Genomic DNA, 26,223 nt, shown 5'->3' with positions numbered 1-26,223 from the left:
CGTCTTGGCTGGCCCGGCCGTTCGGCGGGCGCTCGCCGACGAGCCGTCCCGAGGGATGTGCCGTCTCCGGCAGCACCGTCGTTCGACCGGTCCGAGGGTCGGCCTCTCCCCGCACGGCCGTGACCACTCGACCGGCGGGGCCCATCCATTCCACGGGGAGGAAATTAGTGCGGAAATTCGTGTCTGCGGTGGCGATCGCGGTGGGCGTCGCCGCCGCCGGTCTCGCGCCGACGGCGGCCCAGGCGGCGTCCGCCGCGCCGGCGGTGCTCTGGGCGAGCAGCGTCGAGGAGGAGCTGGGCCGAATCCAGGTCGGCGTGAGCGCCGACGCCGGGGTCGCCAGCATCAAAATCCACGTCATCTCGCCGGCGACCGAGCAGGAGGTCGCCGTCGTCGACTCGTTCCACCTGGTCAACGGCACCGAGCAGAACGGCTGGTGGCAGGCGGACGACGCGGTGATCCTTCCCGAGCTCGGCGCCTACCGGCTGGACTCGGAGATCACCGACGCCGACGGCGTGCACGTCGAGCAGCGGTCGGTCGGATTCCTGGCGTACATGGTGAAGATGTTCTTCAAGGACCTCAAGGTCACCCGGACCGTCTCGTACGACAAGCGAAAGGTCACCGCCTCCGGTCGGCTGATGGGCCGGTGGCCCGGCACCGGCGACGTCAAGCCGGTCGAGAACTTCCCGATCGAGTTCGTCACCTGGTACGGCAACCCGGCCGACGGGGTCTCCGGAAAGGTCGGCCACTTCGAGCTGACCACGGAGGTCCAGTACGCCGACGAGGCCGGCTACCTCACCACGCTCTGGGACGACTCGCGGCGCTTCTACCTCCAGGCGTACGCCGACACCCAGGCCCCGGAGGTCCGGCTGGCGGACACCCGGATCACCGCGGACCTCGACCGCGACACCGTGATCAACGGTGAACAGGTCACTCTCACCGGCGAGTTGAGCTGGAAGACGCCGCAGGAGTGGCGGCCGATGCCCGATGCGCCGGTCTACGTCTCGTACTGCGACACGCGCGACTACTGCACGCTGCTGGGCGCCACCAGCACGGACGGGCAGGGGCGGTACCAGGTCACGGTCAGCCCGTTCTGGGGTGGGACGCTGCGGGTCTCCACCTATAACCCGGACCCGTTCGTCACCACGGTCACCCACGTGGACAAGCAGGTGGTCGTGCTGAACCGCACCCAGTTCACCGACTTCTTCGGCGAGCGGAGCGCGGACGGCCAGGTGTGGCTGCACGGGCACCTGCAGTTCCTGGACAACTCCACGCCCGGACAAATGCCGGTCGACATCCAGTTCTCCAAGGACGGCACCGCCGGCTGGCACACGGTCAGCTCGTTCGACATCTCGTACAACCCGACGAACCCGGAGGGGTATTCGTTCGAGGCGTTCCTCGACGAGCCGGGCCCCGGCTACTGGCGGGCGACGTATGCGGGCACCGCGACCTCCTTCCAGAGCGCGGTGAGCGCGGTGGTCTTCGTCGACTAGACGTGCTGGTCCCGCAGAGCAGGCCCGGGCTTTCCGCCCGGGCCTGCTTTCTGCCGTCAAGGATCCTCTCGACCTCGGTGGCGACCTGGTCGCGTTGTCGCAGGACGTCGCGGAGGCTGTCGGGTGCTTTGTGCCCGATTTTCGGGCCGAGGGACTTCATGGGGCGTGACCTGGCCCGGCTGGCGTCACTCGGGATGGCCCAGCCGCAGGCCGCGCCCGTCGTCGTCCCGGCCGTTGATGGTCACGGTGTCGGACCCGGGCGGCTACTTGGTTACCGGTCCCGGGTCGGCTTGCCGGTGGCCGAGCGGGGCAACGTCGCGACGATGACGATGTCACGACGCAGCTCGGCGCGGGTGAGCCGGTGCCGTAGCCACTCGCGGAGGCTGGCCTCGGTCAACGTGCGACCTGTACGCACCTCGACCGTGGCCAACAGGCGCTGGCCGAACTCCTCGTCGGGTACCGGCCGCAGCACGGCGTCTGCTACGTCGGGGTGGCTGGTGATCACGGCGACGACGGGGCCCGGGTACACGTTCTCTCCACCGGAGACGATCATGTCGTCGATCCGGCCGTCGAGCAGGAGCCGGTCCACCAGGTCGAGGTGGCCGAGGTCACCAGTGGCGAGCCACGCTCCGCCCGGCTGCCATCCGCTGACCTGTACCTCGCCGACGTGGCCGGGTGGGAGGGGCGCGCCAGCGCGGTCGACGACCCGCAGTCGTACGCCTCGCGGTGACCGGCCGACCGTGCCGGGCGCGGCTCGCAGGTCGGTAGGCGTGGCCATCGCGGCCCAGCCTGCCTCGGTCGTCGCGTACATGTTGAAGACGCGGTCGCCAAAGAGTCCGCGCAGCCGCTCGCCGAGTTCGGCCGGTAGAGGGGCGGCGCCGCTGATCACCGCCCGCAGGTGCCGAAGCGGGGGGCGATCGGTCACGGGTAGGTCGCACATGCGCCGCAGCTGGATGGGCAGTGCGACAAGCAACCGGGCGCGGTGCTCCTCAACCGCGTCGAGGATGCCCTGCGTGTCGCGGCCGCTGACCAGCACCACCGGGCCGCCGAGGGTCAGGCCGGCCGAGAGGTACGTCAGCCCGTAGCCGTGGTGGACCGGTGCGGCTACGGCGATCGGTTCCCCAGGGCGGACCGGGGTGAGCCGCAGGTGGGTGATGGCCGGGCCGAGAAGCATGCGCACCGGCAGGGGTCGGGACACACTGCGAGGGGTGCCAGTGGTGCCGGACGTGAGCACCGACATCCGGCCCTTGCCGCGCCCGCGGGGCGGATACGTCGCCGGGTCGCCAGCCAGCAGCACGGATATCGGCACGGCGGGCACCCGGCACGCCGGCGCGCCCGACTCGTGTACCAGCGCGACCAGGCGTTCCCGGGTCACCAGGTCGGTTAGCCGGTCGGCGGGCAGGTCCGGGGGCAGCAGCAGCACGTCAGCGCCGGCGCGGGCCAAGCCGGCCGCCGCCGCGACGAAGCCGCGGTGGTCGCGGCAGGCGAGGCCCACCCGGTCACCAGGCTGTACGCCGAGGGTCGCCTGGGCCGCCGCCGCGCACCTGCCGGCGGCCGTGTCGAGTTCCCCGTACGTGGCCGGTCCGTCCTCATCGATCACGGCGACCGCCGTCGGCGACCCGGCGGCGACCGCCGTGGCGAGGGTACGCCCGTGGCGACGGCCAGCCCGCGCCAACCGCACCAGCCGGCCCGGCCGCAGAAGGCCCGCGCCGACCATGACCCGTACCGGTTCGGTCGCCGCCACCACCTGTAGCCCCGCGGCGAGCGCCCCCTCCACCGCACGGGGCAGCGCGGCCGCCGCCGCCGAACCGAGCCGAGCCCACCATGGCCACCAGGTCCGCGGGCGCGCGACGGCGCGGCACACGATGCCCGCCGCCTCGTCGGCCGACATCGCCGGCGCACGCCGGTAGTGCGCGGTAGGTGCAAGCATCCGGGTACGTACCAGGTTGCAGTACACGGTGCTGACGGTGACGTCGTCATGCCGCAGCTCCGCGGCGGCAGTGCGCAGCCACGTGTCGAACGCCGCCTTCGAGGCGTGGTACGCCGACCAGTGCGGGGCGTTGATGGCGAGTCCGGCCGTCGAGACGTTCACGACGTGCCCACCGCCAGTGGTCCGCATGCCGGACAGCAGCACCAGCAGCAGTTGCGCCGGCCCCAGGTAATTCAGGTTGATCGTGCGTTCGAGGTCGTGGAACCGGTCGGCGGTGTCGGCCACCGCACGGCGGATCGACCGCCCGGCATTGTTGACCACCACATCGATCCGGCGGTACCGCGTCAGCAACTCCTTCGCCAGCGCGGCGGCCTCCGCGGGTACTGAGAGGTCAGCGGGGTGAACGTACGCCACGCCGCCGCCCGCCACGATCTCGTCCCGAACCTGCTCCAACCGCGACGCCGTGCGTGCCACAAGAAGTACAACGGCGCCCGCCTCGGCCAGCCGGCGGGCAGTCGCCGCGCCGATCCCCTCAGACGCGCCGGTCACGAGGACAGTACGACCGGCGACCGCCGCGCGCAGCCGGTCAGGACTCACCCCACGTCCGGTGACACCCGCAGCAATCCGCACCCAATGCATGAGCCGGCCCATCGCATGATTGTGGCGTTAGCTCGGAACCTGTCAAGATCAATGAGATCTGGAACCGCTATAGGTCCACCAACCTCATCAACGACGCCGCTGACCCGTTCTTGTCTTCTTAGCCGAGTCGGCGCGGGATGGCTGTGGCCTGGGCGTGAGGATCAGCAGCCAACCCGCTGGACGAGGCGTTCGCTGCACGGGACAAGGACTGTTCAAGGACTCGACCCGGAGGCGGCGATGTAATCCACCAGGTCCACGGCCTGGTCCTCATGCCGGACATGGCGTCCCGGTCCGCCGTCGTCCGGTCATGCTCGCTGGTTTGGCTGCTCGCTTGGCTGCTCGACGGGATCCTGCTCCTGTTCTGATGCGCCAACCCTCACGCCTTGGCTTCGGCGGTCGCCGCCAGACGTCCGCCGCGTGCTGCTGCCCGGGAGCGCCCCTGATCCAGCGCGCTTCTGCACCGAAGGGGCAAGGGTTACGGAAGTCCGACAGGCGGCTGCCGAACTGCCAGATAATGCGGGAGTTGACCTGCGGTTTATCGCCAAGGGGCGGCCGGCGGGCTGATCGAAATACGGTCGGGAGGGAGCAGTAGTCGGATGAGCACGATGCACGCCGTGAGAGCTCACACCAGAGGCGGGCCGGAGCAGCTCGTGTACGAGGAGGCGCCGCGGCCCGAGCCGGGGCCTGGTGAGGTGTTGGTGGCCGTGAAGGCTGCTTCCATGACACCCACTGAGCTCACCTGGCCGCAGACTTGGACGTACAGCTCGGACGGGTCAGGACCTGAGCGCACTCCGATCATCCCGTCGCATGAGTTCTCCGGAGTCGTCGCGGCGTCCGGGGCGGGGGTGGAGAGCCCCGCCGTGGGGGAGGCCGTCTACGGCTTGATCCCTTTCACCCGCGATGGCGCGGCGGCCGAGTACGTCGCCCTGCCCGCGGCCGTCCTGGCGGCCAAACCCGCGAACGTTGACCACGACCACGCCGCGGCGCTCCCATTGGCTGCGTTGAGTGCCTGGCAGGCCCTGGTGGATCACGCTGACCTGCAGGCCGGCCAGCACGTGCTGGTGCAGGGCGGCGCCGGCGGCGTGGGGATCTTCGTGGTGCAGCTCGCGGCCGGTCTCGGTGCTCGCGTGAGCGCCACGGCGGCGGCGGCCGACCTGGAATTCGTCAAGGGTCTGGGTGCCGAGCAGGTTATCGACTATGCGCACGACCGCTTCGAGGGTCACGTTCGCGACGTGGACGCGGTTGTTGATCTTGTGGGGGGAGCCACGCAGTCGCGGTCCTGGTCGGTCCTGAAACCGGGCGGTGTCCTGGTCACCCTCGTCACCCCACCCGACCAGCAGGAAGCAGCCCGGCACGGCGTCCGCGGGGTCTACTTCATCGTCGAGCCCGACCAGAACGCGTTGCGTTCCATCGCCGAGCTCGTCGACAACGGCCGGTTGAGGCCGGTGCTGGACCGCGTGCTGCCCCTCACTGAGACGCGCTCCGGCTACGAGGCGCTCGAGACGGCCAAACGCCGCGGCAAGATCGTCATCCACGTCGCTGACTAGTCACTGCAGTCGGTGCCGCTGTGGGCACGTGTGGCCCGCGCTGTTCGGTGACGGGGTCCGGTCGGCCCGCAGGCCCGGACTACTCGCTTACAAGCTCTCTGCGGGCCGTCCGGCGTCGGATGTCCGCGTTCGCGACCTCGGACGACTGTCCGCACGCTTCCGCCAGCGCGCGTCCTCGTCGAGGTCTGTTGCTGTCACCGCTGCTGTCTTCAGGCCGAGATCGACGACCTCGACAGCCACCTGGCCGCCCTCGTCACCTCCGCCGCCCCCGGATTTGGTCGCGCTGCCTGGCGTCGGCGTCGACACCGCCGGACAACTGCTCGTCACCGCCGGCGACAATCCTCACCGACTGCACTCCGAAGCGGCTTTCGCCCGGCTCTGCGTCGCCGCCATCCTCGCCAGCTCCGGACGCACCGACCGCCACCGCTTGCACCGTGGCGGCGACTGCGACGCCAACCGCGCCCTCTGGCGCATCGCCCTCGTCCGCATGCGCTGCCACCACCCACCAAGGACTACGTCACCCGCCGGACCGCAGAGGGCAAGAGCAAGACCGAGATCATGCGCTGCCTCAAGCGCTACATCGCGCGGGAAGCCTTCACCCACCTCGCACCTAGCCCAACAGAGCGGGCACCATGACCAGGTGCGACTACTGACGGCAGACGAGTTCACCGCCACGATCGGGACACCGCCAACACCAGTCGACGTCGATGAACGTCCTCCCTTCGACTTCTGGTCCTACTTCGACGCTATCCCCCATGATCACTTTGCCGGCCACGACTTCAGCCGTGAGGAAGTAACTAACGTCTGGCAAATGCCCGACGGGACGCATCAGCACGTCCTCATCGCGTGCGGGACCCCGAACGTGTTCATGGCGCTCGTGCTCAACCTTCGAACAGCATCAGTACTCGGCCACCACCTGCTCGACCTCAACGAGCTCTACGGGCTCAGCCAGTCACCCACGACGCCACTTGACGAACAATAGGAGCGTCCACTTCGCCGGCGGCCGGCCTGTCGGGTTCCAGGACTTGCGTGAAAGATCGGTATCAGGACCTTGGTGACGCTCCGCCGTCTGGAGCACCGCCGCGATGCCTGGGCCAGGTCGACGGTCTGATCCGAGCCGGCGGCGACGGATAGCAGGAACTGACCGGCCTCTACCGTCGCCGCGCGTGTAACGCGGCCGCGGCCGCAGATCCTCCTCGCCAACGTCGCCGCGTGGTACGAATGCTTCAAGGCTCCGACAAAGCCGGCAGAACGGGCGGGATGATGACGACGAGCGGCGCCAAGCTGCTGCGAAAGCCCGGGGAGGCGCGGCGGTCGAACTTCCTGGAGCTGTTCTTCGACCTGGTGTTCGTCGTCGCGCTCGTCCAGCTCTCGCACGGGCTGATCCAGGATCTCACGTGGAGCGGCGGCTTCCAGACGCTGGTGCTGCTGTTGGCGATGTGGTGGGTCTGGTCCATCACGGCGTGGATAACCGACCTGTACGACCCGCAGCGGTTGGCGATACAGCTGCTGGTGACCGCGAGCATGCTCGGCAGTTTGGTGATGGTGGTCGCGCTGCCCGATGCGTTCGGCGAGCGAGGCCTGGTCTTCGCAGGCACGTACGTCGCCATCCATGTCGGCCGCCAACTCTTCCTCGTCCTCGCCCTGCGTGGCCACGAGTTGCAACGCAGAAGCATCCGGGTGCTGTTCTGGTTCGGTGTGTCGGCGGTGCCGTGGATCGCGGGTGCGGCCGTGCACGGTGCGGCGCGCGGGGCGCTGTGGACGCTGGCGGTGGCCGTGGACTACACGGCACGCGGATTCCGCTTCCCCACGCCGGGGTTGGGTCGCTCGCCCGAATCGGAGTTCCCGATCGCGGCCGAGCATCTGGCCGAGCGGTACCGGCAGCTTTTTATCATCGCGCTCGGCGAGTTGATCCTGGTCACCGCGTTGACCCTCAGTGGCAGCGGCTTCGCGGCTGATCGGACCGCGGCGTTCATGGTGTCGTTCGTCGGCACGGTGCTGTTCTGGCGGATCTACATCTACCGCTCGGGGGTGTTGTTGCCGGCTGCCATCGCAGCGGCGCCCGACCCAGACCGCTTAGCCCTGTCGGCGCTAACCGCTCATCTGCTCATGATGGCCGGCATCGTCGCGACCGCGGTGGGCGACGAACTCGTCATCGCTCATCCACTCGGGCACACACGGCCGGCCTGGGTCGCCGTCATCCTCGGCGGGCCCGCGCTGTTCCTGGTCGGGCGTTCCTTCTTCGAGTACGCGGTGTTCAGCCGCGTGTCCCGGGACCGGGTGATCGGACTGCTCGTGTTGGTCGCCCTGACACCGCCGATGCTCCTCGTACCGCCGCTACTGGCCGCCATCGCCGCCATCGCGGTCCTCGCCCGGATCGCCATCGCCGACGCAGCCCGCGCCCGCGGACGCCCACCCGAGCCGCCGTCACCACCCGGCTAGCCGAAAGTGTCACTCACGTCTTGAGACTGTTCTGTCACGCAGGTCCTGAGACCCGACATTGGATGGAACCGGGCGTCGGTCTACCCTTTCCCACGTCCTCACAGGCGGGATCTAACGTGGCGCAGACAGGTTCAGCCAGTCCCGGGGCTGCTGATCGGGCGTCGGGCCCGTCGCATGCTCTAGCAGGTCGTGTGTTGCGCGTTGCCGCGCTCCTCCTTGCCGTACTGGTCGCAGGCATCTCGATCTACCTCTTCTGGTTGTCGCGCAGGGAGACGACCGAGGAGAAGATCCGTGGGTCCGCCGCCGTCAAAGGGTGTGACGTCCGCGGTTCCACGGTTGTCGTGACCGCCGTGGTCTTCAACGACAAGGGGTACCCAGGAACTCATTCGATGCTCTACTGGGCGGAGGACGCGTCAGGATCTCGGCTGACCAAACTCGGTGAGCCGCTCGTGTCGGTCCTTGTTGAGCCCGGCCAGCAAGCAACCGCGCGCGGTATCGCCGAGCTGCCGGAGCGCGTGGATCCGACGAAAGTCGCCCGTTGCGACGTGTCCGTTCGCTGACCAGAGTCCCGCTCGTCTGGAGATGCCCATCCGTGGGTTCTAGCCGGACGTGTCACCCACGTTCCGAGCCTGATCTGTCATCCATGAAGGAGCGGGGCGCCGGGGTTCGGGGCGGAGCCCCGAGATGGCGCCTGGTGAGGGGTCGAGCGCTGTGCCACCCGATTGGCCGCGTGCTGTTACTCGGCTGCTGCTGAGATCAGGTCAACAACGCCATTGCCAACGAAGATTGAGCCGAAGAGCATGAGCCCAATCCCCCAGATGTACCGGCCGAGGGCCATCCCGCCGTGGCGCTTCATCTCCTCCGGGGGCACCTCGCGACCTTCCACCAAGCGAGCCATCCGGCGAGTCGATGAACTCCGCGCGATCCGACTGGCGTGCTCGTCTGCGACACCGAAGAGGTTCGCCACCCAGACGAGGCCGACGAACCCAAGGAGCAGGCCGAATCCGATGAGGCCAAGAGCCTGCTGGATGTGCAAGGGCATGACGACTCCAAAGCGGGCGAACGCCTTCGGTGAGCCAGGGTAGGCGATGATCACAACCTCGATCACGACGCGCTGCCGGCCGGCTTGGCTGGTCGGTGCCGATTCCGCGGTTCCTCGTTGACGAGCTGGCCGCGCACGTCGCCGGGAAGCGTCGGGACGCGCTGGTGTTCACCGCGCCGAACGGCGGACCGGCAACACCAACTTCCGGTCGCGGGTCTTCGCGCCGGCGGCAGCGTCGATCGGGCTGGCCAGGCTGACTCCGCACGACCTCCGGCACACGGCGCGAGTCTGGCGGTGGCGGCGGGCGCCAACGTCAAGGCGGTGCAGCGGATGCTCGGGCATGCCTCGGCGTCGATGACGCTGGACGTGCACGCGGGGCTGTTCGGTGACGACCTGGACGCCGTTGCCAACCGGCTGGACGAAGCGGTCGCGGCGCGGGATGCGGACTATCTGCGGACTGCACGGCCGTAGGCGAGGTTGTCGACCTCGGAAAACGGCGAAGCCCAGGTCTCTGACCTGGGCTTCTGTACCGAGCCGCCTGACGGAATCGAACCGTCGACCTACGCATTACGAGATCATATTGCCCGCCTCGACCTACCTGCGCAAACCCTGCCTGACCTGCGGAAGCGTCTCTCGACGTCTCTCAAAGTCGGTGGTCAGGGATCGACATCGTGAGGACTAGATGAGGACTGACGCCGACCAAACGCACGGCCATCTGATCCGTAGCCTCGGCCGGACTGTCCGGCTCGGTGCAGGAGTGTCGGCAACGGCTGATCGCGGCGCTCTACTCGTCCGCTGCTGCGTCGGTCCGTCCAGTGCCGTTGCTGTCATCCGTTGCTGTCATCGCCGCTGTGATTGCTGTCAGCTCGGCAAGTAGCTCTGGCACCATGCGACGCATGAACGCGAGCCCGCCCGCCTGGTCACTGCTGAAGGTCCAAGCCGTCGAGCTGATCGAGTACGACTTTCCGGGCTGGGTGCGGGTACGCCTGGTCGATGCCGACGGCAAACCGAGGGTCTTCGAAGACAAGATTCCGATCTTCTTCCACGGAGACCAGCCCACGCCGGCCACGACGCTTCCGGTCCCTGCTCACATCCGCTGCCAGGTGCTTCGGGCTGAGCTGGACAGGGCCGGCCGGAAGACACTCATCGTCTCCACCGCCGTCGACCATGTGAAGGATCAGGACGGCCTGGACGAGTTCCGTGTACGCCGCGACCAGCTGGAGCTGTCTGCCTCGCCCTCGCCGGGATCCTGACTGTCAGCTTGGGAATTGTCGATCTCCGGCAGGCCACCGGCTTGGCCGCCTGGTCTCGACGGTCTCTCGTGGCCTCGGCTGGCCCCTGTTGTCCTCGCCCAATGGCACGCTAATGGCACGCCGGGCTGCTTCCCTCGACCCATGTGCGCGTAGTCGAAGTGGTGGCCTACAGACCCGGCCTCGTGAATACCGACCATGGCGCGCCCGGCGGGTGGCCGAGGCAAGGAGCAGGCATGTCGACCGAACCGGAACCGGGCCTCGCGCCCGAGGACGCGAGACCCCGCAATACCAAGGTCGATCCCATCATGATGGGTTCCATAGAGGTCACCAAGGACGGGCGAAGCTGGCGGATCGGTACGGCCGGCGACGTCGCCTGGATCGCTGGCAAAACCACGGAAGGTTTCTCGATCACCACAGCGATACCGCCGGTGTTCGACGCCTACGCCACCTTCTACCCCCCCGACGGCGTGAGTGTCCAAGCCCATGAACGCGCTGTGATCGACGTACTCACCCAGCACACCCCTGACCAGCCCTGGTGGCTGGGCTATCTCGACACGGGCGCCCACGACATCGTCTTCCCCCTCGCTCCGAAGGTGTCCCTCTACTGGAACTGGCCCTATGTGCTGGTCGAAGCAGGACCCGAACAAGCCCTCACCTGGCGGACCGGCCACATGCGCGCCGGACAAGGATCGCTGCCCGATCTGTTCTTCCCTGCAGATCACTCCTGGGTCGTCTCCGCCCTCTGGGACGACATATGGACCGACATCGGCGGCACGGCCGCCCTGATTGCCGCCCTGCAACGCAATCCGCTGCTCAACGCTCGCCGGGTCGGGCCCGACGAAGACGCCCTTCCGCCAGGACTCACGCGCGACTAGGGCCAACAGGCTCGGCAGCTTCAGTTTGGAAGGACGTGCTCAACCGGCCGTGATGCCCGAAAAGCCTGCCTGCGGCCACGCGGCGGCAGACCTCTCGTGCCCGCTGGTGCCCGCTCGACCTCGTGGCTACTGGCCCGTGGACGGCCCGGCTGCCATCTGATCCGTAGATTCCCAAGACCACTTCGCAGCCGTTCGGGGACGTCCGCGTCGCCCTGGTCGCCGCGCTCTCGGCAACTGGATCGGTCCGGGCTCGTCCGGCCCCGTTCGCCCCGGTGGCTCCCACGCCTGGCTCCCAAGCCAGCCCCTCTGGTCCGTAGGCTCGGCAAAGCTGGCCGGAACGGTGCCTCGTTGTCGGGGATCGTCGGCGTCAGCGCGTGGTCTTGGCTGTACGAATGGCTGTAGCGACGCCGACAGCAGACCCCTATGGTTCACGATCATGGAACAGTCGATCGCAGTCGTTCTCGTCTACGCGCTGAGCCTGTTCGTCCTCTACTGGGTGATCCGTCTGGCTGTTCGGCACGCGATCCAAGACGCCGACAAGCGCCGGTCACGGGGTGGGTCGTGAAGGTCCGCGTGGCCAACGGTCGAGCAGCCGTCATGCGTGCGCTTCAGCGCCTCACGGCGTCGGCGGCCCTCGCCTTGGTCGCCGCCTGCGGCTCCTCACCGGCCCCCACACCGAGTGGTGGTCACAACCATGCTGCCCCGTCGGCAGTCACAGTCGGTGTCCGTAGCACCTGCACGCCCGCAGAGGCGAAGCTGACGTGGTCGAACGTGTCGCGGGCCAAGACCCTCACCAACGTCTTCGTCCGAGACGGTGACGCGGCGAGCAGGACAGTGCTGGTGCATTCCGAAGGTCCGATCAAGCCGCAGGTTTCCGACCCGTCTCTGTCTTCCACGGATTGGCTCACCACCCTGGTCGAGTCGCTCAGTGAGGCTCGTCAGGTGCCAGTCGAACTGGCTCCGCCGCCTGAGGACGAGGCTGATCTTGCCAAGGCGACGCTGCTAGAGAACAAGCAGGCCGGCCGACTCGTGGCCTACTCAGGATTGGAAAAGATCAAAGCCAGCTTCACCGTGTTCTGCCCGGCACCCAACGGTGGGACGAAGGTCAGCGGCGAGCTTTCGTCGTGGGCCGTGCCGACGACCGGGATCCTGCATTGCTCTATCACGTCTGGAGCCACGACCTTCGGTCATCTGGCTCGCAAATACTGCGGCAGGCTTTAGCCAACCGATTGCCTCGCAGCGGATCTCCTCGTCGGGCAGTCGTAGACCGTCCAGCCTCCCCGGACGGGGACAAGGTGGAGCGCCCTACCGGACGAACGACCTTGGCCCCGTCCGGGGAGGCTGGTAGCCCTTGTGGTGCCCGGCGAGGTGATCCGCTCCCGGCTGATCTCTGAGGAGGGCCAGGGTTCGGGGCGGAGCCCCGAGGTCTTCTAGATCCTGGACATCCCAAAGCGTGGCCGGCCGGCCCGGCCGATGCCGGCCGAAGGTCGCCAGCAGGCCGGGGCCGGGCCGGCGCGGCCCGCTTGCGGGCCGCCTTGATCTGATAGAGCGCAATTCGGCAGCGTCATCCGGCCAGCTGTCCTCCGTCGACTGATGCGCGATAGTCGTCCGCCAACTGATCTGCGACATCCAAGCGCGGATCGGGGCAGAAGCGGGCGTCCTTCTCGGCCCCGGTCGTGCACCGGACGCTGGTGCTGCCTCGCAACGTGGTCGACCTGTCCGAGTTGGCCACCGCCTCGGCGGTGACGGCGATCCGGCGCTTTCGGGGGACCGTGGATGCCTCCAGGTTCGCCCCACCCACTCGACTAGCCTGTTCGGATGATCAATTCGATCGGGCTTGTCATCTTCGACTGCGACGGGGTGCTGGTCGACAGCGAGCGCATCGCGGTCCGCGTCAACATCGCGCTTGGCGCGGAACTGGGCTGGCCACTGACCGAGGCAGAGGTCATCGAGCGCTTCATCGGCCGGTCCAGCACGTCCATCGGGGAACAGATCGCGGCCCGCCTCGGACATGCCACGGCTGCCACCTGGGCGGACCGGTTCGAGCTTGCACACCGCCAAGCGGTGGACGCCGGACTGACCGCCGTCGACGGGATCCACGAGGCGCTCGATGAGATCACCCAGCCGACGTGCGTGGCCTCCAGCGGTACGCACGAGAAGATGCGCCACACCCTGGGCCGCACCGGCCTGTATCCCCGCTTCGACGGCCGCATCTTCAGCGCGACCGAGGTCGCCCAGGGCAAGCCCGCCCCCGACCTGTTCCTGCACGCGGCGGCGACGATGGGTGTCCCGCCCGCGGCGTGCGTCGTGGTCGAGGACAGCCAGTACGGAGTCCAAGCGGCCCGCGCCGCCGGGATGCGCTGCTTCGGCTATGCGGGCGGATTGACCCCCGCCCACCGGCTGGAAGGCCCCGACACGGTGGTCTTCGACGACATGCGCAAGCTCCCGGCTCTGCTGAACACAGCCTGACCACTCGCGACCACCACAGCATCAACCGCACCAGGACGGAGAAGCCCTTGGCACTCATGAGCAGCAGCACCGCAGGCTACGGCGAAGCCGCTGCGACCTGCTGGTCGTGGTACGCCGGCTGGTGCGCGACCTCCATGACGCCGGTGCGGCCAGACGTACTGTTCTCGACAGATGCGTGCGTTCGCGCGCCGAGGGCCTGCTGCCCAACTCCCTGGCACATGTCGCACTTCAACTGACGGAGATCTGTCGCGCATCTCTTGTCGGACGACGGTTCACCGTGCCGTTGTCCCTCGGTGACCGATCAGCGGCGGCCGTCGAGTGCCTGGTCCTCGATGTCGATGACCATCACCGTGACGTTGTCGTGCCCACCCTGATCGAGGGCGGCGGCAATGAGCGCGTCGGCGACGTGCGGCGGACTGTCAGCTGAGTTGAGGGCACTGCGGATAAGGTCCGCCGGCACGTACGAACTCAGCCCATCCGAGCACAACAGCAACCGGTCACCAGGGCGGAGCTGCAGGACGGTCAGATCCGGTGACCGACCGTCGGTTCGCCCGTCAAGGAAGCGCGCCAGCTTCTCAGGCAGGTCCGGCACGTCCCCCGCGTCGGATACGAGGTGCCGATAGATGTGGTCCTCACTGACTCGAACTAACGGACTGTGGGCGGCTCGGAAGTCGCGCATCAGATACGCGCGGGAGTCGCCGACATTCGCCAGGACTGCGGTGTCGCCTGACCACAGGGCGGCGACCATGGTGGTTCCCATGCCTGCCAGCTCAGGCTCCTGGCGGATTCGCTGACGGAGTGTGTCGTTGGCGTCATTGATCGCTTTTCCGAGCACGTCGGCAAGGTCTGCCGCCGGCACCAGCCGGTCGTACGCCTTCACCGCGTCGATTGCCGTTGTGCTCGCGATGTCACCGGCGACGTGGCCACCGAGGCCATCGGCGACGGCGTAGAGCCATTGCCCCTGGTAGAAGGAGTCCTCGTTGCGTCGCCTGACCAGGCCCACGTGAGTCCGGCTCGCAGCGTGCACACCGGGTTTTGAAGTCATGCCTGACCTGCCAACGTGTCATCGTCCGGCCACGGATCACGCGCGTTCTCGTCCCGGTGCAGGATGTGCACGGTCTCAACACGGTCGCTGGCGACCACGTACTCGGTGACCTCAACCGGCTTTTTGTCGGCTCCTGATGTCCCCACCCGGACGATCTCTAGGACGGGCAGGCTGGTCGGGATGTCGAGCAGCGCGGCCTCGTCCTTGCTGGGCATTCGCGCCCGGTGGAGCTCCATCCAACTAATCGGCCAGTGGCCGGCCTTCTCGATGCGGTACAGCCACTCACCGGCCGCCGGGTTCGCGTCGACGTCGGCGACGATGTCCGCAACTCGTGGGTGAATCCAGGAGATGTTGATTTGGAACGGCGCCTCGGAAGCTGGGCCGGTCACTCGGAACCGGCGCAGCACCTCGGTGCCCGGCGTGACGCCTAGCAGCTTGGCGATGCGTGGATCGTTGAGCGGTGCGGGAGCGTTGACCGCCTCCCCGTGGCGAACCCACACCTCCTGGCTACTGGCAGAGGGAAACGAGTAGCCGGTGGCCTGCTCGTTGCGCTTGACCATGTCACCACGAGGACGACGCGGGCGCATGGTGCCATAGCGCACGGTGATCCCGCGGCCCTGCACCGCCCAGACGTAGCCCTCTGTTTCCAGCACAGCGATGGCCCGGCCGATGGTGTCACGGTTAGCGCCGTACTCGGTCGCGAAGTCGTCCAGGCGAGGAAGCCGGGCGCCTGGTCCCCACTCTCCAGCTTCGATCCGATTACGGATCTTGGAAGCAATGTCCTGGTAACGCGAGTGTACGGGCATCTCGATACCTCTTCCTCCGCGATTATCCCAAGACAATCCTTGACAGCGTCCGTGATTGTCCCCAGACTATCGGTACAGGATTATCCCAAGACAATCTGATGGGCGCGTGCGTCGGGAGGACCCGACGGCGTTCCGCGACGAGAGGGAGTGAGCCGAGGTGGCTGTTCCGAACGCACTGAAGGTGCCGGTTCCGTTCGACTACGTGTTCCCGGCTGGCGCGCTGTGCCTGGGTGTGGAGCCGGTGACGGACTTCGACAAGCGCGGCCAGGGTGACGACCAGGCGCGTGACAAGGACACGGGCGAGCGCCTGTGGGTGGTCAAGGTTCTGGACCTGGACCCGGAGGCCGGGAAGTTCGGCGGGTCGAAGGAAGTGAAGGTGAAGATCGCCGCGCCGGTTCAGCCGGTGCCGCCGGCGTCGAAGATCCCGGGCTATCCGCCGGCGGTGGAGTTCACCGACGTGACGCTGACGCCCTACGTGGACTCGCAGCGGTGCAAGGGCTCGGGGAAGTGCCGGGCGCGTCAGGCGTGGTCGATCCGCGCCGGGGCGATGACCGAATCCGCGGCCGTGAAGCAGGCGGCCTGACCAGATCTGCACGCGGGGCGGGCCTCTTCCGCCAAGTCGAATCCCGCCCCGCGCTGCACCTCATCTCCTCGAAAGGAGTTGGGCTGATGCCCACGCTAGCTGACGCTGCCCGCATCGCCGGGAACCCGCGCCCCGCCCCGAACCGCCGCACACACCGCCGCGCAGTCATGCTGCTCGCCGGGCCGGGCATCCAGGCCGCCCGCCAGGTCTACACCACCATCCCGGCCGACGCCGTGCGGGTGGCTGCCCTGGTGGAGATCTCCGCCGCCGCCGCCGCGCTGGCGCGAACGGTGGTGAAGCTCCGCCACCTGGACCCGGACCTGATCGCCCCGCACGTGAGCGACCGTGTCGACCTGCGCGCCGTGCTCGGTCGGGGCAGCTGGCTGCCGACCATGACCCGCCACGTCCCCGCCCCGCTGACGGGGCCGGTCGACCTGGCCGCGCTGATGCCCGCCCGGCCCCCGGTCCGTCGTCGCGTCGTCCGCCGTCGCCCCGGCTCCCCCGGGCAGGGCTCCCTGTTCACCGCCGCCGCGTCGGCCGGGGAGGGCTGAGTCGTGCCGCTGGTCAACGTGATCCGGGGTGACCGGATCAACTCGGCTCCGATCAATGTCCGCACGCCCTTCATTCGCATCCCGCTGTGGTTGGCCCTGTCCTGGTGGACCCTCAAGGCGGTTGCCCGGCTGGCGGTGGTCCTGGTCCGGTTCTGGTACGTCACCGCCCCGGCCGCGTTGTTCGGCTGGCTGTACCTGCGGTTCGGGTGGGCCGGCCCGGTCGGGGTCGTGGTCCTGGTCGCCGTCGTCGCCGCCAGCTGGGCCTTCGGCCACCGGCCCTCTTTCCTCCGGTTCGGCTGGTGGCCGGTCCTGTCCCGGTTCCGGCGGTGGTTGTACCGGCGCAACTGGCACGCCGCGATGGTCACCGCCAAACTCGCCGTGTCCTTCGACTCTCACACCGTCCTTCCCGTCCTGCGCCGCGTCCGCTGCTCCTCGGGCGTTGACGTGGTGACGGTGCGGATGGTGACCGGGCAGATCCCGGACGACTTCGCCCGCGTCGCGGAACGCCTCGCCCACACGTTCGGTGTGCGGCAGGTCAAGGCGGCCCCCGGCAACCGTCCGGATGTGGTGCTGCTGCACCTGTTCCGCGGTGACCCCCTCGCCAAGCTGGTCCGCCCGGTGCCGGTGCCGGCGGTGCCGGAGTTCACCGCCCTGCCCGTGGGCAAGCGCGAGGACGGCGACGGCTACGAGCTGCGTCTGTTCGGCACGCAGGTCCTCGTGGTCGGGGCGACGGGGTCGGGGAAGGGCTCGGTGATCTGGTCCGTGGTTCGCTCGCTGGCCGCCGGTGTCGCCTCCGGCCTCGTGCAGATCTGGGGCCTGGACCCCAAGGGCGGCATGGAACTCGGGATGGGTGCGCCGATGTTCACCCGCTTCGCCCGCAAGGACTACACGGCGATGTGCGAGCTGATCGAGGAAGCCGCTTCGGTCGCCAAGACCCGCGCCGGGAAGCTCTACGGCCGCACCCGCCAGCACACCCCGACACCGGCTGACCCGCTGATCGTCCTGGTGATCGATGAGCTGGCGAACCTGACCGCCTACCTCACCGACCGCCAGTTGAAGGACCGGATCAAGGCCGCCCTGTCGATCCTGCTCAGCCAGGGTCGCGCGGTCGGCGTGCACGTGGTCGCCGCGATCCAGGACCCCCGCAAGGAAGTCCTGCCGTTCCGAGACCTGTTCCCCACCCGCATCGGCCTGCGCCTGGCCGAGGCCGCGCAAGTCGACCTCGTGCTCGGCGAGGGGATGCGCGATCGCGGGGCGCTGTGCGACCGCATCCCGCAGTCCCTGCCGGGTGTCGGGTTCGTGGTCATCGACGGTGACCCGACCCCGATGCGGGTCCGCTTCTCCTACCTCACCGATGACGAGATCCGCGACATGGCCCACACCTACGGCCGGCTCCGAGTGATCGACGGCGAAGTCCTGGACGGTGCCGCATGAAACCCCACCCCACCACGACCCGCGCCGACCGGATCGACGGCCTGGTCCTCGTCGTCATCCTGCTCATCGTCGCCGGCTTCGCGGGCGCCGCATCGTTTACCCACGTCAAGGACTGGACCCTCGACAACTCCCCGGCCGGCACCGGCGAGTGGTTCGGCTGGGCCAACGCCGTCATCTCCGAGTTGATCCCCGCGGCTGCGCTGCTGACCATCCGCCGCCGACGCCGCAGCGGCGGGCCGATCGGCTACCCGATGTTCCTGCTCGTCGCCGCCGTCGCCCTCTCCCTGGCCGCACAGCTGGCGGTGGCGAAGCCGGGCCTGTCCGGGTGGCTGCTGTCCGCCGTGCCCGCGCTGGCGTTCATCGGCCTGTCCAAGCTCGTCCTGTCCACCGGTGCCACCCCTGCCCCCGCCGTCGGCTCCGCGCCGGCCCGCCCGGTCACGCCGTCGACCCCGCCAGCTCCGGCCCCCACCGCTGCGCCGGCCGTTGCTGAGCCCGTCGCCCTGGTCCCGGCCGAGCCTGCCCGCCCGGCTCCGGTCGCCCCGGTGCCGCCGGCTGCCTTCGTTCGCCGCAACGGCACCCCGCTGATCGGAGAGGTGACCCGATGACCGACCACCTGCTCTCCGGCCTCTTCCTGACCGCCAGCCTCGCCGTCTTCGCCTGGGATCAGTACCGGCTCTACGTCGCCCGCTACGAGCTAGCCGCCCTGCAACGCGCCACGCTGCGCGACCCGCTCACCGGCCTCGCCAACCGCGCCGGCCTCGCCGCCGGCTGGGAACAGCTCGCCCCGCTGCGTCCATGGGTGGTGGTGGTCGACCTGGATGGGTTCAAGCCGGTCAACGACACCCACGGCCATGCCGCCGGGGATCTGGTGCTGACCGCCGTCGCCGCCCGGCTCCGACAGGTTCACGGGGTGTCCGCCCGGCTCGGCGGGGACGAGTTCGCCGCACTCCTCCTGGACCCGAACCCGGCCGCGGCTGCCCGCCACCTCGCTGCCGCCATCGCCGCCCCCGTCCGCCTCCCCTCCGGCCTCGACGTGTCGGTCACCGCGAGCATCGGGCTCGCCCCCGCCAGCCCGGCCGGGCTCGCCGTCGCCCTGGCTGACGCTGACGCGGCCATGTACCGGGCGAAGACCACCCGGGCCGGCGTGGTGGCGTTCGACCCGCTGCGCGATGACCACGCCACCGCCAACCCCCGCCCCTGTCTGCGGGTCCGCGACCTCGCTCCCTCTGTGGGGGTGGGCCGATGACCATCACCCCGACGCTGCCCGGCCTCGCCCCCGACACCGGAGCTCCGAGGCCGGGCTCCCGGGCCGCCCGGATGCTCATGCCCCGTTCCGTCGACGTGGTCAAGGATCTGGCCGCTGACTATGGCGTCTGCACCCGCCCCGTGTCCCTGCGCCGCACCGACCTGGACTCAGGCCAGACCGAAGTCATCGACATGCCGTGCGGCGCCACCCAGGAAGCCAAATGCCCGGCCTGCGCCACCCGCGCCCGGAAGCTGCGGCAGCAGCAGATCCGCGAAGGATGGCACCGCGACGACGAACCCGACCCCGACCCCCAACCGGCTACTGAAGCGCAACGCGGCCTGATCGTCGCCCGCGCTCACCTGGAATTCGCCCGCGACGAAGCCGCCCGCGCCTCGCAGTGGGATCAGGTCGCCGACCTGGACGACGCCATCGAGGAACTGGAAGGCCAGATCACCACCGAGGGCATGCGCGGGCGTCCCGCCCCTCTGCATGCCGGCGAGGACCAGGAGGACGGTGACGGCAAGCGGCGGGTGCGGTCGACCAAGCGGCGGCAGGACGCCCCCGACCTGCCCCGCCTCCCCGTCGACAACCGCACGGTCGGCCGCACCTACGACGGGCACGGCGGGCAGGTATTCCGGCCGTCGATGTTCCTCACCCTCACCCTCGGCTCCTACGGCCGCGTCCACTCCGACGGCGCACCGGTCGACCCGGACAGCTACGACTACCGGCGGGCCGCCTGGGACGCGGTGCACTTCCCCCGGCTGCTCGACCGGTTCTGGCAGAACATGCGCCGCGCGGTCGGCTGGAACGTCCAGTACGCCGGGGCAGTGGAACCGCAACGCCGGCTTGCCCCGCACGCGCACTTCGCCATCCGGGGCACCATTCCCCGGGCGCTGGTGCGGCAGGTCGCCGCCGCGACGTATCACCAGGTGTGGTGGCCGTCCGTCGAGCACCGGGGCTACGAGCCGGGCAACGCGCCGCAGTGGGACGCCGACGCGGGCGGCTACACCGACCCGACCACGGGCCGGTTGCTGCCGTCGTGGGATGACGCCCTGGACCTGGTCGACGCCGACCCCGACGCCCAACCCGTGCACGTCGTCCGCTTCGGCGTCCAGGTCGACGCCAAGGGCGTCCTCGCCGGCACCAAGGACGCCGACCGGTGCGTCGGCTACATCACCAAGTACCTGACCAAGCAGGCCGCCGACTGCCACCAGGTGACCACCGGCCGGCAACGCGCACACCTCGAACGGCTTTGGCAGGAACTGCGGCACACGCCATGTTCGGAGCGGTGCGCCAACTGGCTGCTCTACGGCGTCCAACCGAAGAAGGCCCGACCGGGGCTGCGGCCGGGCAACTGCAAGAACAAGGTCCACAAGCGGGACACCCTCGGCATCGGCGGCCGACGCGTCCTCATCTCCCGGCAATGGTCCGGCAAAACCCTCACCGACCACCGCGCCGACCGCCGCGAATGGGTCAAGGCCCTCCTGGGCGTCACCACCGACGCCGACATCGCCCCGCCCGGCGGCGAACAGCGCCACGCGTGGGAACTCGCCAGACCCACCGATCCCGACGTTGCCCCGCTCGGGCACCGGGTCCTGCGCGCCATCTCCGAACGCATCCAATGGCGGGTGCAACTCGACGCCGCGAGACGCAACCAGGCACCACCCGATGTTTCGGCAACTGCCACGACGCAGGAGGAAGCAGCATGAAGGCCCGGACCATCGAACCGCTGTGGACGGCCGAGGACGTGTCGACCTTCCTCGGCGTACCGGTCAGCACCCTCTATCAGTGGCGCTACCGCCGGATCGGCCCGCGGGCGTCCCGGGTGGGTCGGCACCTGCGCTACGACCCGGCAGACGTGCGGGCCTGGCTCGCGAAGCAGGCGGCGTAGCCGGTGAGCATCGAGAAGCGGCCGAATCGTAAGTGGCGGGCGCGCGTCTATGACGCCTCGGGCAAGCAGATCGCTCGGCACTTCGATCGGAAGTCGGATGCGGAGCGGTGGGAGGCATCCGCCAAGGCGGCTGTCGCGCGGGGCGACTGGATCGACCCCGCTCGGGCACGGGTGACGGTGGGCGCCTGGGCGGCGCAGTGGATGGCGGCTCAGGTGCAGCTCAAGCCATCGACTCGCGCCCGGTATGAGCTGGCCCTACGGCGGCAGATCCTTCCGACCTGGGAGGACACCCCGCTTTCGGCAGTCTCCTACGCCGAGGTAGCGGCCTGGGTCCAGCGGCTCACCGCGTCCGGACTCGCCCCGGCAACGGTCCGGTATGCGCACCGTGTGCTGTCGCTGGCCCTGGCCCACGCCGTACGGGACGGCCGCATGTCTCGGAATCCGGCAGAGGGCGTGCGGCTGCCTCGGGTGGTGCGAGGCGAGCCGGTGTTCCTCGACCACGACCAGGTGGCGAGGCTCGCGGAGGCGTGCGGGCGCTATGCGCTGCTGGTCCGGTTCCTGGCCTACACGGGTCTGCGGTGGGGTGAGGCGTCTGCGCTGCGGGTATCGCGGCTGGATCTGCTGCGGCGTCGGGTCACCGTGGCCGTGGCGTTCGCGGAGGTCGGCGGGGAGCTGGTAGAGGGCACACCGAAGAATCACCAGCGGCGGTCCGTGCCGATTCCGCGCTTCCTCGTCGACGAGCTGGCCGCGCACGTCGCCGGCAAGGGTCGGGACTCGCTGGTGTTCACCGCCCCGAACGGCGGGCCGCTGCGCAACACCAACTTCCGGACGCGGGTCTTCGGGCCGGCGGCGGCGTCGATTGGTCTGGCGGGGCTGACTCCGCACGATCTGCGGCATACGGCGGCGAGTCTGGCCGTGGCGGCGGGAGCCAACGTCAAGGCGGTGCAGCGGATGCTCGGGCACGCCTCGGCGTCGATGACCCTGGACGTGTACGCGGGGCTGTTCGGTGACGACCTGGACGCGGTCGCCCACCGCCTGGACGAGGCGTTCGCTGCACGGGACAAGGACTATTCAAGGACTCGACCCGGAAGCGGCGATGTAATCGACCTTGGAAAACGGCGAAGCCCAGGTCGTTGACCTGGGCTTCTGTACCGAGCCGCCTGACGGAATCGAACCGTCGACCTACGCATTACGAGTGCGTCGCTCTAGCCGACTGAGCTAAGGCGGCAACGATCGTCAAGTGTACGGCACGACCCGCTCACCGGCCGAGGGGGTTACCCGCCGCCGGAAACCGGACATCGGGCGCGATCGGGTCGTCTGCCGGACAGCGGTGGCAGCGGAGCGGGACTACGCTGCGGCGGGTGAGCGACGATCACCGTCCCCCCGCGCAGGATCCCGGTCACGACGAGCACGCCCCGGGCGAGCGGGCGGCCCGCCGGCCGCTCAGCGTCGATCCCCTCGAGCTGGGCTTCACCCCCCGCAAGCCGGTGCCGTGGCTCGCGCCGGCGCTGCTGATCAGCACCGGCATCCGCACGCTGCTGGCGATGCTGTTCGGGGCGTACCTGGACAAGCGGGAGCTGCAGAACGCACTGGACTCCAAGATCGGCAAGCAGGTCGGGCCGGACGGCGGGCTCTGGCTGGACTACGTGGCCGACCTGGGCGACGGCTTCGACGCCACCTACTCGGTGGCGTACCTGCTGGCGCAGCCGGAGCTGGAGGTGGACGGGCACCAACTGCCCCGGGGCCGGACCCTGGTGATGGGGGGCGACCAGGTCTACCCGTCGGCGGACTACGCGGCGTACGAGGACCGGTGCAAGGGGCCGTACCAGGCGGCGCTGCCGGTGTCGCCGTCCGACCGGCCGACGCTCTTCGCCGTCCCCGGCAACCACGACTGGTACGACGGCCTGACGGCCTTCCTGCGGCTCTTCGTCCGCTCCCGGGACCGGCACTTCGGTGGCTGGAGCACCGGCCAGTCCCGGTCGTACTTCGCCGTCGAGCTGCCGGCCGACTGGTGGTTGCTGGGCCTGGACGACCAGTCCGGGTCCTACCTGGACGACCCGCAGCTCGCCTACTTCGACGAGGTGGCCGGCCGGCTGGGGCCGCAGAGCCGGTTGATCCTGGTGGTGCCGGCGCCGACCTGGGTGAAGTCCGTCGACCACCCCACCGCGTACGACTCGATCGACTATTTCATCCGGACGATCATCGCCCCCACCGGTGCGCACGTGCGGCTGCTGATCTCCGGCGACCTGCACCACTACGCCCGGTACGCCGGTCCGGAGCGGCAACTGATCACGTGTGGCGGCGGCGGGGCGTACCTCTACCCGACGCACAAGCTCCCGGAGCGGCTGGAGGTGCCGCCGAAGGACACCCTGTCCCGGCGGGCCAGCCAGACCCGCGGGTACGACCTGGTCGCCCGCTACCCCGACCCGGTCCGCTCCCGGCGGTACGGCTGGGGCATCTTCCACCGGCTGCCCCGGCGCAACCCGGGCTTCGGCACCCTGCTCGGCACCCTGCACACGCTGCTGATGCTGGCCATGGCCGGGGTGGCCGCGAACCGGGTCGACACCACCGAGCAGCGGCTGTTCAGCGTCCCCCTGGTGATCATGCTGGCGGTGACACTGCTCGGCGCGGGCTTCTTCGCCAAGCCACCGAGCGCCGGCGGGAAGCGGCACGCGCGGCACTGGATGCTCGGGGTGGGGCACGGGCTGGCCCACGTCGCCCTGGCCGCCGCCGGCACCTGGGCCTGGCTCCACCTGCCCTTGTACGACTGGCCGTGGCCGCTGCCGGCGGTCGCCGCGGCGGTCCTCTACGGCCCGGTCGCCGGTCTGGTCGCCAGCCAGGTGGTGGCGGCCTACCTGCTGGTCGCCGGATCGCTCGGGGTGAACGTCAACGAGCTCTTCGCCGCCCAGGGCATCGAGGACGCCAAGTCGTTCCTGCGGATGCGGTTCGATCCGGACGGTTCGCTGACCATCTATCCGGTGGCGGTGGACCGGGTGAACCACGACTGGGCGGTCAACCCGGACCAGGAGCCGGACGCCTCCTGGCTGGTCCCGAAGGGGTCGCTGCGGGCGCGGCTGGCGGAGCCGCCGATCACCCTGCGCTGAGCGGGGAGCCGCCGAATCAGGTGGAGTATTGCTGGTCGTGGGCCTGACGGGGGCCGCAGACCGAGGCGCGGGAGCAGGAGCAGCGGGAGCCGTCGGCGTCGAGCCGTACCGTGACGGCGTCCCGGGGGACGCTGTGGCCCACCACCTTGCCGTCACCCTCGGGCGTGGTGACCCGGCTGCCGATCGGCGGAGCCGACTCCTGGAAGCGCTGGTAGAGGGGGTGTTCATATTTCAGGCAGCACATCAGCCGGCCGCACGCCCCGGAGATCCGCAGCGGGTTGAGCGGCAGGTCCTGGTCCTTGGCCATCCGGATCGTGACCGGCTCGAAGTCGTTGAGGAAGGTCGCGCAGCACAGGTCCCGACCGCAGGAGCCGATGCCGCCCTGCACCCGGGCCGAGTCGCGGGCGGAGAGCTGGCGCAGCTCCACCCGGCAGTGCAGGGTCGCCCCCAGGTCGCGGACCAGCGAGCGGAAGTCCACCCGGTGCGGCGCGGTGAAGTAGACCGTGGTGCGGTCGCCGTCACCGTCGGCGGTGCCGAAGACGTGGTCGATGGCGACCACCTTCATCGGCAGGCCGTGCTCCCGGATCAGCCGCTTCGCGGCGACCTTGGCCTCGGCCTTGCGCCGCCGCAGCAGCTCGTCGCGGCGCAGGTCCTCCTCGCCGGCCATGCCGGCCAGCTTCGGGAAACCGTCGGTGGACTCGGTGACCCACTGGGCGGCCCAGACGCACTCCGCCACCTCGGGCCCGTCGTCGGTGGGCACCAGCACCCGGTCGCCGACCTGCGGGCTGAACTCCCCCGGGTCGAGGTAGTAGAGGCGCCCGTACCGGTTGAAGCTGACCGCGCAGAGCATGCCCATGGCCCCCACCCTACGACGGACGGCCGGTGCCGACCCGGCCACCCGTCGCCGAACGGTTACCCCGTGCAGTCATCGACGCCGTCGAATCGTGTGCATGCTCCTCGCCCGGACGGCTGAATAGTGCCGTCGGCCGGGGACAACGGCGGCCCGGTGCCGTTGAGTGGAGGCAGACCTGCGGGGGGTGCAGGGAAGACCACGGCGCCGCTGCCGGGCCCGGTGCGAACCGGCCGCCCCGCGCGGCGCCGTGGCCCGTGCAGCGGTTCAGCGGCCGACCCGGGTGGTGCCCTCGTAGCTCGCCGCCCCGCCCGCCGGCGACCGCCAGGTCGACTCGGCCAGGCTCGGCGACCACTGGCGCAGCAGGGTCTCCGCCCCGTCGTAGGCCACCCCGAGCACGGAGAGCACCCGGGTGGCGATCTCCGCCCCGGCGATTCGGCCCGCTTCCTGGCCGGTCGCCCCGAGCACCCGGACCGCCTCGGCGGAGCCGAGCACGTCGGCGAGCACCCGGGCCACCGCGAGCCGACTCCCCTCCACCCAGTGGGCCAGCGCGTCGGCGTACCCGGCGGTCGACTCCAGCCGCCCCACCAGGCTCTCCGGGCCCTCGTCGAGGTGACGCAGCAGCGCCGAGCGGGCCTCGTCGTACGCCCCGGCGGCGGGGCCGGACCAGATGCCCGGATCGGTCAGCGCGGCGCACGCGTCGTCGTACGCCGGGACGAGCCGGCGCACCGCATGCCCGGCGCCGGCCAGCGGCGCCGGATGCAGGTCGAGGAAGGCACGCAGCGCGTCGCCGGGCAGCACCTGCATGCGGCGCAGCAGCGGCCAGACCGGGTGCGCCTCCGGTGCGCCGGCGGCGAGCAGGGTGTCGACCCGGGCGAGCAGGTGCAGCGCCGGCTCGGCGAGCCGGTCGAGGGCGTCCATCACCGCTCTCCGGCCAGCCGGCGGCGGGCGGTGTCGTCGGCGGCCGCGTAGTGGTCGGCGGCGCTGCGCACGGCGGCCGCGGCGGCGGCCAGCCGGGCGGCGGCC

At 69.8% G+C, this 26,223-nt stretch carries 26 protein-coding genes, 1 tRNA gene and 1 pseudogene; 21 read left to right on the top strand and 7 right to left on the bottom strand.

The genetic code is table 11. The annotated features are described in order from the left end of the window. The first annotated feature begins 167 nt into the window (after positions 1 to 167). Complete coding sequence (locus V6U81_RS14590) at positions 168 to 1,490, top strand: hypothetical protein (RefSeq protein ID WP_334489440.1); 1,323 nt, start codon at positions 168 to 170, stop codon at positions 1,488 to 1,490. Between the two features lie 271 nt (positions 1,491 to 1,761). Here the strand turns inward: V6U81_RS14590 and V6U81_RS14585 are convergent, their stop codons facing one another. Further along, positions 1,762 to 4,059, bottom strand: coding sequence for an SDR family NAD(P)-dependent oxidoreductase (locus V6U81_RS14585; protein WP_334489586.1), 2,298 nt, complete (start codon positions 4,057 to 4,059; stop codon positions 1,762 to 1,764). 596 nt (positions 4,060 to 4,655) lie between these two features. On the opposite strand from V6U81_RS14585, the gene V6U81_RS14580 reads away from it, so the two are divergent. The 5 genes and pseudogenes from V6U81_RS14580 to V6U81_RS14560 all read left to right on the top strand — a co-directional run bounded on the left by V6U81_RS14580 (position 4,656) and on the right by V6U81_RS14560 (position 8,608). Next, on the top strand, positions 4,656 to 5,606 hold the full coding sequence (locus V6U81_RS14580) for an NADP-dependent oxidoreductase (protein ID WP_334489438.1): 951 nt from the start codon (positions 4,656 to 4,658) through the stop codon (positions 5,604 to 5,606). 28 nt (positions 5,607 to 5,634) lie between these two features. Next, positions 5,635 to 6,051: pseudogene (locus V6U81_RS14575) on the top strand (transposase); the annotation flags it as partial. 195 nt (positions 6,052 to 6,246) lie between these two features. Next, entirely contained in the window at positions 6,247 to 6,588 is a 342-nt protein-coding gene (locus V6U81_RS14570; RefSeq protein WP_334489598.1) for a hypothetical protein, read from the top strand. A 278-nt stretch (positions 6,589 to 6,866) separates the two neighbouring features. Then, entirely contained in the window at positions 6,867 to 8,048 is a 1,182-nt protein-coding gene (locus tag V6U81_RS14565) for a low temperature requirement protein A (RefSeq protein WP_334489436.1), read from the top strand. 191 nt (positions 8,049 to 8,239) lie between these two features. Then, entirely contained in the window at positions 8,240 to 8,608 is a 369-nt protein-coding gene (locus V6U81_RS14560) for a hypothetical protein (RefSeq protein WP_334489434.1), read from the top strand. A 176-nt stretch (positions 8,609 to 8,784) separates the two neighbouring features. Here the strand turns inward: V6U81_RS14560 and V6U81_RS14555 are convergent, their stop codons facing one another. Next, positions 8,785 to 9,156: a hypothetical protein gene (locus tag V6U81_RS14555; RefSeq protein ID WP_334489432.1), complete on the bottom strand. Its 372-nt coding sequence runs from the start codon at positions 9,154 to 9,156 to the stop codon at positions 8,785 to 8,787. Between the two features lie 255 nt (positions 9,157 to 9,411). Here V6U81_RS14555 and V6U81_RS14550 point away from each other — a divergent pair, with 255 nt between their 5' ends. The 6 genes from V6U81_RS14550 (at position 9,412) to V6U81_RS14525 (ending at position 13,687) form a co-directional block, all read left to right on the top strand. Continuing rightward, positions 9,412 to 9,561, top strand: a complete 150-nt coding sequence (locus tag V6U81_RS14550; RefSeq protein ID WP_334489430.1) for a hypothetical protein — start codon at positions 9,412 to 9,414, stop codon at positions 9,559 to 9,561. Between the two features lie 425 nt (positions 9,562 to 9,986). Further along, entirely contained in the window at positions 9,987 to 10,343 is a 357-nt protein-coding gene (locus V6U81_RS14545) for a hypothetical protein (RefSeq protein WP_334489427.1), read from the top strand. Between the two features lie 233 nt (positions 10,344 to 10,576). Further along, a complete protein-coding gene (locus V6U81_RS14540) occupies positions 10,577 to 11,218 on the top strand; it encodes a hypothetical protein (RefSeq protein ID WP_334489425.1) in 642 nt (213 codons plus the stop codon). Positions 11,219 to 11,654: 436 nt separating this feature from the next. After that, positions 11,655 to 11,783, top strand: a complete 129-nt coding sequence (locus tag V6U81_RS14535) for a hypothetical protein (RefSeq protein ID WP_334489423.1) — start codon at positions 11,655 to 11,657, stop codon at positions 11,781 to 11,783. Positions 11,784 to 11,815: 32 nt separating this feature from the next. After that, complete coding sequence (locus V6U81_RS14530; protein ID WP_334489420.1) at positions 11,816 to 12,439, top strand: hypothetical protein; 624 nt, start codon at positions 11,816 to 11,818, stop codon at positions 12,437 to 12,439. Between the two features lie 597 nt (positions 12,440 to 13,036). Continuing rightward, the gene (locus V6U81_RS14525) at positions 13,037 to 13,687 is read left to right on the top strand and encodes an HAD family hydrolase (RefSeq protein WP_334489417.1); all 651 of its coding nucleotides are present in this window, start codon (positions 13,037 to 13,039) and stop codon (positions 13,685 to 13,687) included. 301 nt (positions 13,688 to 13,988) lie between these two features. Here V6U81_RS14525 and V6U81_RS14520 read toward each other — a convergent pair whose 3' ends face one another. Then, positions 13,989 to 14,732, bottom strand: coding sequence for a PP2C family protein-serine/threonine phosphatase (locus V6U81_RS14520; protein WP_334489414.1), 744 nt, complete (start codon positions 14,730 to 14,732; stop codon positions 13,989 to 13,991). Further along, positions 14,729 to 15,538, bottom strand: a complete 810-nt coding sequence (locus V6U81_RS14515) for a GntR family transcriptional regulator (protein ID WP_334489412.1) — start codon at positions 15,536 to 15,538, stop codon at positions 14,729 to 14,731. The genes V6U81_RS14520 and V6U81_RS14515 overlap by 4 nt, the downstream gene beginning before the upstream one ends. A gap of 157 nt (positions 15,539 to 15,695) precedes the next feature. On the opposite strand from V6U81_RS14515, the gene V6U81_RS14510 reads away from it, so the two are divergent. From V6U81_RS14510 to V6U81_RS14475, 8 genes are all read left to right on the top strand, one after another. Next, the gene (locus tag V6U81_RS14510) at positions 15,696 to 16,121 is read left to right on the top strand and encodes a hypothetical protein (protein WP_334489409.1); all 426 of its coding nucleotides are present in this window, start codon (positions 15,696 to 15,698) and stop codon (positions 16,119 to 16,121) included. An 86-nt stretch (positions 16,122 to 16,207) separates the two neighbouring features. Beyond that, positions 16,208 to 16,672: a hypothetical protein gene (locus V6U81_RS14505; protein WP_334489407.1), complete on the top strand. Its 465-nt coding sequence runs from the start codon at positions 16,208 to 16,210 to the stop codon at positions 16,670 to 16,672. Positions 16,673 to 16,675: 3 nt separating this feature from the next. Further along, complete coding sequence (locus tag V6U81_RS14500; protein WP_334489404.1) at positions 16,676 to 18,106, top strand: FtsK/SpoIIIE domain-containing protein; 1,431 nt, start codon at positions 16,676 to 16,678, stop codon at positions 18,104 to 18,106. Then, positions 18,103 to 18,711, top strand: a complete 609-nt coding sequence (locus V6U81_RS14495) for a DUF2637 domain-containing protein (protein WP_334489401.1) — start codon at positions 18,103 to 18,105, stop codon at positions 18,709 to 18,711. Before V6U81_RS14500 ends, V6U81_RS14495 begins: the two co-directional genes overlap by 4 nt. Beyond that, complete coding sequence (locus V6U81_RS14490; RefSeq protein ID WP_334489399.1) at positions 18,708 to 19,352, top strand: GGDEF domain-containing protein; 645 nt, start codon at positions 18,708 to 18,710, stop codon at positions 19,350 to 19,352. The genes V6U81_RS14495 and V6U81_RS14490 overlap by 4 nt, the downstream gene beginning before the upstream one ends. Then, positions 19,349 to 21,061, top strand: coding sequence for a replication initiator (locus V6U81_RS14485; protein WP_334489395.1), 1,713 nt, complete (start codon positions 19,349 to 19,351; stop codon positions 21,059 to 21,061). The genes V6U81_RS14490 and V6U81_RS14485 overlap by 4 nt, the downstream gene beginning before the upstream one ends. Next, positions 21,058 to 21,243: a helix-turn-helix transcriptional regulator gene (locus V6U81_RS14480; RefSeq protein ID WP_250791967.1), complete on the top strand. Its 186-nt coding sequence runs from the start codon at positions 21,058 to 21,060 to the stop codon at positions 21,241 to 21,243. The genes V6U81_RS14485 and V6U81_RS14480 overlap by 4 nt, the downstream gene beginning before the upstream one ends. Before the next feature lie 3 nt (positions 21,244 to 21,246). Then, on the top strand, positions 21,247 to 22,380 hold the full coding sequence (locus V6U81_RS14475; protein WP_334489389.1) for a tyrosine-type recombinase/integrase: 1,134 nt from the start codon (positions 21,247 to 21,249) through the stop codon (positions 22,378 to 22,380). Positions 22,381 to 22,397: 17 nt separating this feature from the next. Here V6U81_RS14475 and V6U81_RS14470 read toward each other — a convergent pair. Further along, positions 22,398 to 22,471 (bottom strand) — tRNA-Thr (locus V6U81_RS14470). Between the two features lie 133 nt (positions 22,472 to 22,604). On the opposite strand from V6U81_RS14470, the gene V6U81_RS14465 reads away from it, so the two are divergent. Then, positions 22,605 to 24,347, top strand: a complete 1,743-nt coding sequence (locus V6U81_RS14465; RefSeq protein WP_334489386.1) for a metallophosphoesterase family protein — start codon at positions 22,605 to 22,607, stop codon at positions 24,345 to 24,347. 16 nt (positions 24,348 to 24,363) lie between these two features. Here the strand turns inward: V6U81_RS14465 and V6U81_RS14460 are convergent, their stop codons facing one another. After that, a complete protein-coding gene (locus V6U81_RS14460) occupies positions 24,364 to 25,203 on the bottom strand; it encodes a PSP1 domain-containing protein (RefSeq protein WP_334489382.1) in 840 nt (279 codons plus the stop codon). 261 nt (positions 25,204 to 25,464) lie between these two features. Next, entirely contained in the window at positions 25,465 to 26,118 is a 654-nt protein-coding gene (locus V6U81_RS14455; protein WP_334489379.1) for a hypothetical protein, read from the bottom strand. Positions 26,119 to 26,223 lie beyond the last annotated feature (105 nt).

Source organism: Micromonospora lacuserhaii, from assembly GCF_036902735.1.
In the GTDB taxonomy this organism is placed as follows: domain Bacteria; phylum Actinomycetota; class Actinomycetes; order Mycobacteriales; family Micromonosporaceae; genus Micromonospora.
Note: the sequence above shows the minus strand (reverse complement) of the source record. Positions and strands in the feature narration are given on the sequence as shown.